We start from the raw sequence: 7,844 nt of genomic DNA on the forward strand, positions 1-7,844 counted from the left end.
GAAAACAATCCACCGCCCTGCGTAATTTGTCGTCTGCTTCCTATTGTATCGGGATGTCCGGCTTGCCACAACTCCGCGGGCAAACCCGGTTCGGAGGAGTACGGTCAGCCAGTCCCGGTTCCGATCAATCGAACCCTCGTTTGTAGAACAGCTTGATCGAGCTTCGCGCGCAGACGAGCGAGAAAACCGCGAACAGCAGCCCCCAGAAGAGAGCGGGGATGTAAGTGGCTCTGTCCAGATTGGTCGCGTCCCCCGCGGCAGCCGGGTTATAAAAGGACATCGATAGAATAACCAGGGCACTGATGACGGATTCTACGAGACAGATGAACGCTACGAGCAAATAATAGCCTTTAATGAGTCCGGGTCGGGACAGCACGACGACTAGAATCGTCAGAACCGCGAAGCCCGCGCACCACGCCGCTCCGAAGCCGTTGCGGACGAACAGCGCGAGGCCGAGCACGGCGATCGTCGCGATCGCGACGAGCCCCTCGCGCTCCCGGCGCCGGGAATGAAGGAAGAAGAGCAGCAGCGCGAACAAGGCGGAGCCGAAATAGCCGGCCAGCGAAATCGGGATGGACTTCCAGTGACCCGCGTACGCGGAGTAAGTAAGTCCGCTCTGATCGGAATACAGATGAATGTACCGGACGTCGCCGGACAGAAGCAAGGTGACGAGCGCATGGCACATCTCGTGGACGAGCGTGTCCACGTTGCGGAAGAAGTCCGAGAACGGAATCCAGCGGGTTAGGAACGCCGCTATTCCGAGGAATATGGCGACTCTGAGCCAGGACTTGATCGCAATCCCCTCTTTCCTTGCCGTAATTTTCCGCTTAGCGGTTCGATTACCCGCATTATACCATAGGCGGCAAGGAACAAGACCATAAATCCGGCGGCGTAACGGTACATCTCTCCGTATCCGGCCGCGGCCGCGATCGCTCCCAGAACGAATGCCCCGGAGGCAACGCCCAGGTCGGTCGCGTTATAGAACAGGCTGTTGGCCGTGCCGTACTGCTCCGGCGCGGAAGAACGCAGCATCCATGCCTGCAGCGTCGGCTGGATCGCCCCGAAGCCTAATCCGTACAACAGAGCGGATACGATGAGCATCGGAAGCGTCGTCGCATAGGACAGCACGGTTAAGCTGGCGATGACGCAGACGACGCCGGGAAGGAGCACGGCGGCATGGCCTTTGCGGTCGAAGAGCTTTCCGGAGACGGGCCGCACGATAATGATCGTCACCGCGTTAAACAGGAAGAAGAGCCCGACCTGCTCTAGCCCGACTGACTCGCCGTACAAGGCGATAAAGCTGAGCACGCCCCCGTAAGTGACGCCCAGCAGAACGTTCAGGAACGCCGGCAGCAGCAGCTTTCGATTCATCGAGGCCTTGCCCGCGGCGGTCTTCGGCGCTTCGCGCTTATCATTCGCGGGAACCGATCGCATTAGAATCAGCAGCGGGAAAGCGAGCAGCAGCGTCGCCCCTGCCACCCAGGCAAGCGCGTTAAAGCCCGCCTCGCGGAACACGTTCAGCCCGATCATCGGACCGATCGACATCGCCAGGCTCGTGGACAGGCCGAAATAGCCGATTCCTTCCCCCATCCGGTCGGGAGGAATCATCTGCGTGACAAGCGTCGGGAGAATCGTGCTCGCCATGCCGAAGCCGACTCCGTAACCGACGCGCATGAGCAGCAGCGAGCCGATCGAATCGGCTAGCATGCAGATTCCGGTAACGGCGACGGCGATCGCGAGCCCGACGTACAGCAGCGTTCCCCGGCCGAACTTGCGCATCAGCGCCGCCGTCAGAAAACGGGCCGCGATCGCGGACAGCGCGAACAGGCTCGTAACGAGACTTACCGCGAGATCGTCCGCGCCGAAATCGTTTTTGACGTAGGTCGGTAACGCGGACAGCGTCATTTGCAGGTTCAGAAACAACAAGAGAGAGCTTATCGTCAGGGCGATAAAAGCTCTCGTCCACAATCTCGTTTGCGGTTGCCGGCGTTGCATGTGTTCCCCTACTCTCTCTCTAAGATGTCTTTCATATGATGATCGATTCGGATCAGCAGCCGGATCAACGTATCGTATTCCTCTTCGCTCATGCAGCCGCGAACGTCTTCGTTCGCGGCCATCTCCAGCGGCAGCGTCTTGAGGATCAGCTCTCTCCCCTTGTCCGTGATGCCTACCTGGAACGATCGCCGATCGCGATCGCTTGTCCGTCTGTCCGCCAGCCCCTTTTGCTCCAGATGATCGAGTATTCTCGTCGTCGTGGGCCGGTCCTTGCCCGCCCGCTCCGCGATTTCCTTCTGAATGAGGCCGTCCTCCAGATGGATCTGGTACAGAACCGACCACTGCTCCGGCGTGATCTCGAAGGGCTTTAGCCTGATCTGGAACAAAGCCGACACTTTGCGATAGGACGTCCCCAGCATAAAACCTGCCGAACGCCGGAGATCGTACGCTTTCTTATTGTTCATCCGTTATGTTCATCCCCAAATAGTTGCTAAGACAATTATATTTCAGGCAACTATTATTGTAAAGAGACGAGGACGGTTTTCAGGACAGGAAAAAGGGAGCGTACTTTTCTTCCTTATAGTACGTCGTGCCGGTCGTCCCGCTCTCGTCGCGGAACGATCGCTCCGTCGCCACGATCCAGCCTTTGCGGTATGCCGAGGAAGTTTCCGAAGGGGCTCCGGCCGGGTGCAGCTCCCTTAGCAACTTTGTGCGGACCGTCGTCGTTCCGGCAAGAGGCTTGTCCGAGACGAGGCGGCAATGCAGCTCGTAGCCGGACATCTCGGCGAGGATGCGAATATCGGCGCTATGCGTGTTCCTGAACTTGAGATCCTTCCGCCCGTAGACGTAAGTGGCGTCCAGTCCGAGGTCGATAAACCGCTCTTCCCCCCACATATCCGCGCTATGGTTATGCTTCTCCAGAATGTCCATATTCGCCTGGAGAGCGACGTTGAAGAGCAGCGTGCTGATCAGGCAGGCGCTGCCCCCGGTGGCGTGTATCGTGCGCCCGCGCACGAACATCGGCCCCGGCATGAAGCCCATCTCTTCCGTCGCGCCCCGGAGAAATTTTCTAAGCGAGAAAATCCGCCCCGGAGGAATAACCGTCCCGTTCACGATCCGGCAGCCCAAATTCATGTTATGGAACCGGCCGTAGTTAAGATCCTGCAGCTCTTCCTTCCATTTCATGAGAATGCGGATTTCCGACAGCACGATCTCGTCGCGTTCCGCCTCCGCGTCCCGGGGAAGCCGGTTTTCCGGGGACACGAATTGAAAGTACCAGCCTTTCAGCAAGCTGCGCACGTCGTCCAGCAGCAGTCTTGTCCGAAGAAATTTGATCATAGGTTTATTGCGAATTGCCGTCATGGATTGCGGATACCCCCTCGTTCTTAAACCATTCCATACATTTGACGCAGAAAAGTGGGAAAAGTTACATTTTTTGTCGAAAAAGATGGAGTCGAGGGAAATGGAGTGAGCAGGGAGGAAGGACGTGTGGGAACGCCTGCCAAGCCATCGCTAACGGCCCCCGCCGGGAAGGCAGGGGCCGCTGTAACGAAACTTTATCCGATTAGTCGCGAGGCAGCTCGACGGACACTTCGCGGCCGGATTCGGCCGAACGAAGGACGCCGTCGATAATTGCTTGCTGGATCAGGATTTGCTCTCCCGGAATCGGGGCCGGACGGCCGTCGCGAACCGCTTCGGCGAAATCGCGAACCTTCTCGTCGAACAGGTTGAGCTTGTGCTCGATAAGCGGAATCGGCGTCTGCGTATGGGCGCCGAATTCGTCGTGATACAGCGTGATCGAGCCGACCGAGCCGTCCCATACGCCCGACCACGGACCGGTGCCCGCCGACGTAACCTTGAGACCCGCGTCGGTGCCGAGGAACATCGTCGCTCCGAGCGTGTCCATATGCATCGCCCAGGAGATTTTGAACTGCAGCACAAGATCGTTCTCGAAACGCACCATCGCCACGCCGAAATCTTCCACCTCGAATTTGGAAGCCTCCGGATGATAGAGCGGATTGCGGCCGAAATGATTCGAAGTGAACGCGGATACGGTTAACGGACGAGGATACCCCATCGTATTCAGCGCCATATCCAGCGAGTAGCAGCCGATATCGGCCATCGCGCCGGCGCCGGCCAGCTTCTTGCTGATGAACGTTCCGCCCGGCATTCCGCGGCGGCGACCGCCGCCCGTCTCGGCGTAATACACGTTACCCAGACGTCCGGATTGCACGATGTTCTGCAACAGCTTCATGTTCGGATCGTAGCGCGGCTGGAAGCCGATCGTCAGCATATTGCCCGTGTCGCGGGCAACTTGCGTCATCTCCAACGCCTCCGCCAGAGTGACGGACATCGGCTTCTCCAGCAGCACCTGCTTGCCCGCTTTAAGCGAATCGACCGCCGTCCGGTGATGCGAGACGTTCGGCGTACAGATGCTGACGCCGTCCAGCTCTTGCTCCAGCAGCTTCTCATGGCCGTCGTAAGCCGCCGCTCCGTCCAATTGCAGCGCCTCTACGAATTCCGCCGCCTTGCCGGGAATAACGTCGGCGACCGCGACGATCTCCACGAACGGTAGCTTGCGGTAAGCCGCTACGTGGGCTCTGGCGATTCCGCCGCTTCCGATAATGCCAATGCGTAAATGTTTGCTCATATGCTCGCTTCCTTCTCTCATTTGGATTGGAACGCCGCGGCATGCTCTCCGGCATGCGTTTTGCGGTAAACGCTCGGCGTCATTTCGTATTTGCCCTTGAACACCGGGTACAGATAGTTCGGATTGGCGTAGCCGTGCGCGATGGCGATCTCCTCGATCGCCTTGTCCGTAAGGAGCAGATCCGAACAGATCGCCGTCAGCCGCGTATGCTCCAAATAATCACGGAAAGTCGTCCGCCCCTCGCTGCGAAAAATGCGCTGAAGCTGCCGCGGACTGATTCCGATCGCTTCCGCGACCTGCTCCAGAGAGAGCGGCATGCTCTCGTTGTCCTGAATGTACTGCGTGGCCAACTGATACCTGTGGAAGCTCATGTCCCGCTCCGGAATTCCCGTTCTGCCGTCCGCCCCGTCGAGCACGCGAACGGTGCGCAGCAAAATCTGCACGATCGCCTGCTTCAGCAGCGTGTAAAATCCGATCGGCTGCTCTTCCAAAATCCGGTAAGCCTCCAGGAAACCGCTCATCGCATGGAATCGGTCGACGACCGGCCCGATCGGCAGACGGTCCAGAGCGGCGATGCACTCGCTCGCCTCCGCCGCCTCCAGTTCATCGCCCCAGCCGCTCGGTTGGACATCCGATTCCAACGGCACGATGTCCAGGTGAAGACAGAGCTCGTACATCGGATCTTCCGGGTCCGACTCCTGATAGTGCACCAGATCCGGACCAGTCAGATAGAACATCCCCTCGTGAAGATCGTAAGCCTGATCGACGAGGATGACCTTCCCCTTGCCTTTCGGAATATAGTGAAATTCGTATTCCGAGTGTTTATGGAAGTTAATGATATGACCCGGCGGAAAAGAGGCCAGATGGCAGCGCAGCACGCGAATGCCGTATCCGCCCCAACGAAATCGCAGCTCCAGCCGGTCCAGCGCGTCCTGCCTCTCCGCCATCCGGGCGTACGGGAAGGGGCTCGCGCTTCCGACCGCTTTGCGGTCCGCCGGCTTCTTCCCCGTCGACTCGCGATGATCCCGATGCTCCGCTTGCATTCCCCTTCCCCCTTCTCCGCCGAAGCCTGTTTATTCCGCCAGCTCGTCGATCCGGATCGGACGGCCTTCCGCAACCGACCGCGTCGAAGCTTCCATCAGCTTGGTCAGATCGACGGCCGCCGCAATATTTTCCGTCGCTTCCGTGCCTTTGTTGATATGATCGACCCACTGGCTGAACGCGTAAGGCAATCTGCCGTCCAGCTCCAGCTTCTCCCATTGCCCGCTTCCGCCGTTGTAGCGGACGACCGGAACTTCCTCCGGGAAACCGAACAGCAGCGTGCCCTCGGTTCCATGAAGCTCGATGGAGAATGGCGAGTGGCTGTTCACGAAGCCCGCTTCGACGATGCCGATCGCGCCTTCCGCATAACGAAGCACAGCGATCGCGTTGTCTTCGACTTCCTTGCCCGTCACGTAGCCGAAGTTCGCGCTTACGCTCTCGGGCATGCCCAGGAAGCGCCGGACGAGATACATCGGGTGGCAGCCCAGATCGATGAGAGCGCCTCCGCCGCACTGCTCCTTCGAGTAGAAGTGGGCCGGCAGCCAGTTCGCGGTCGCGCCGTTATGCGACAGCCGCACCCGCGCCAGCGTCAGCTTGCCGAGCTTGCCGTCCTGCACCACGCGGTCGATCGTCTGCGTATAGCCGTCGTAGAGGCGCGGCAAGGAAACCGTCAGCTTGACTCCCGCTTCCCGGACCGCGGCAACAATCTCGGACACTTCCTTCGCCGTAGGGGCGATAACCTTTTCCGTAAAAATGTGCTTGCCGGCTTTCGCCGCCTTCACCATCACATCGCGATGAATATTCGTAGGCGCGTCCACGATGACGGCGTCGATGCCGTCCTGGGCGAGCATCTCGTCGAGAGACGCGTAGTACGGCACTCCGTACTGCGCCGCTTTGGCTTGTCCGCGTTCCGGCTCTTCGTCCCAGATCGCGGCAAGCTCCGTCTCGGGATGCTCCAGCGCTTGCTTCGTGTAATCGTCCGCATGAACGTGCCAATAACTGATTTTACCGATCCGAATCATAGTAAGCCTCCTTGGCTGTTGACTTAAAATATACGACAACAATGACAGATTACACAACTTTTATCGCCATTATAATTAGTTTTCGTGCCATTTAAACTATAAAATTGCGACACGCATGCTCGATTAGGGATCGATTCAGTTCCCGAAAGCAGCGAAACCCACGATGAAGATCGGCGGCAGCTCGCTCCACGCAAAGAGGCCGTCCCCAAGTCCATAAACAACTCGGGTCGGCCTCTTGCTAAAGCTTGCACAATGCGATTCAGTTGCCCTCGGCGGCAACCGGCCCGTCGCCTGCGGCGCGCACGGGTTTGGCGGGAGAATTCAACTTGCGGCCCGCGATGTTGACGGGCTGGTTCTGGTGAATGATATCGCGCCAGCTGAAATCTCCTCTTTCCAAGGCGCGGATAAGCAGCTCGGCTGTGGCCATGTTGGTCGCAACCGGAATGCCGTACACGTCGCAAAGCCTTAGCAGCGCGGTAATATCCGGCTCGTGCGGTTGAGCGACGAGAGGGTCGCGGAAGAAGAGAAGCAGATCAAGCTCGTTCTGCGCGATCATCGCCCCGAGCTGCTGATCTCCGCCGAGCGGTCCGGATTTGAAACGAAAGATCGACAAGCCCGTGTTCTCCATAATCCGCTCGCCGGTCGTTCCTGTCGAGAAGAGCTGATGATGCTGGAACAAGTGCCGATAGGCAATCGCGAAATTGACCAATTCCTCTTTCTTCTGATCGTGGGCAACGAAAGCAATGTTCATGGCAATCACGCTCCGGTTTCATTTTATGTAATTAAATATAACACAAAACTGACTTAATTAAAGAAAATTTGATGAATTCCGTTGCGGAACAATGATTTGTGTAATTTTATATAACACAAAATGACTATAGCTGACCAATCGACTTACAATCGTCTGGCCATATCAGGCTTCGCCCGAGCGCCGATGTGCGATTTTCTACTCACATAACGGTCCAACCAGACCGTTAGAGACAGTCATTCGTTCGATTTCGCCCGCGTAACGGTCTACCTGGAGCTAGAATAAAAAGTGGACACCTCATAAGAGCAGACAGATAATGAATACAACAAGAAAATGAGGTGTCCGGTATGGGGGAGCAAAGACAGCATTACAGCGAAGAATTCAAAGA

The 7,844-nt window shown here is 57.8% G+C and carries 7 protein-coding genes and 1 pseudogene; all 8 read right to left on the minus strand.

The annotated features are described in order from the left end of the window. Positions 1-124: 124 nt before the first annotated feature. Positions 125-706, minus strand: a complete 582-nt coding sequence (locus tag ACESLM_RS24865; protein ID WP_372635755.1) for a M50 family metallopeptidase — start codon at positions 704-706, stop codon at positions 125-127. Positions 707-753: 47 nt separating this feature from the next. Further along, on the minus strand, positions 754-1,995 hold the full coding sequence (locus tag ACESLM_RS24870) for an MFS transporter (RefSeq protein WP_372635758.1): 1,242 nt from the start codon (positions 1,993-1,995) through the stop codon (positions 754-756). An 8-nt stretch (positions 1,996-2,003) separates the two neighbouring features. Continuing rightward, the gene (locus ACESLM_RS24875; RefSeq protein ID WP_372635761.1) at positions 2,004-2,459 is read right to left on the minus strand and encodes a MarR family winged helix-turn-helix transcriptional regulator; all 456 of its coding nucleotides are present in this window, start codon (positions 2,457-2,459) and stop codon (positions 2,004-2,006) included. Positions 2,460-2,538: 79 nt separating this feature from the next. Beyond that, positions 2,539-3,357, minus strand: coding sequence for a VanW family protein (locus ACESLM_RS24880; protein ID WP_372635763.1), 819 nt, complete (start codon positions 3,355-3,357; stop codon positions 2,539-2,541). A gap of 202 nt (positions 3,358-3,559) precedes the next feature. Beyond that, positions 3,560-4,645: a Gfo/Idh/MocA family protein gene (locus ACESLM_RS24885; protein ID WP_372635766.1), complete on the minus strand. Its 1,086-nt coding sequence runs from the start codon at positions 4,643-4,645 to the stop codon at positions 3,560-3,562. Between the two features lie 17 nt (positions 4,646-4,662). Continuing rightward, positions 4,663-5,688: a helix-turn-helix domain-containing protein gene (locus ACESLM_RS24890; protein WP_372635768.1), complete on the minus strand. Its 1,026-nt coding sequence runs from the start codon at positions 5,686-5,688 to the stop codon at positions 4,663-4,665. A gap of 30 nt (positions 5,689-5,718) precedes the next feature. Further along, positions 5,719-6,708, minus strand: coding sequence for a Gfo/Idh/MocA family protein (locus ACESLM_RS24895; RefSeq protein WP_372635771.1), 990 nt, complete (start codon positions 6,706-6,708; stop codon positions 5,719-5,721). 346 nt (positions 6,709-7,054) lie between these two features. Next, positions 7,055-7,459, minus strand: a pseudogene (mgsA, locus tag ACESLM_RS24900) (methylglyoxal synthase); the annotation flags it as partial. Between the last annotated feature and the right edge of the window lie 385 nt (positions 7,460-7,844).

The sequence above is a fragment of the Cohnella sp. genome (assembly GCF_041641335.1).
In the GTDB taxonomy this organism is placed as follows: Bacteria; Bacillota; Bacilli; order Paenibacillales; family Paenibacillaceae; genus Cohnella.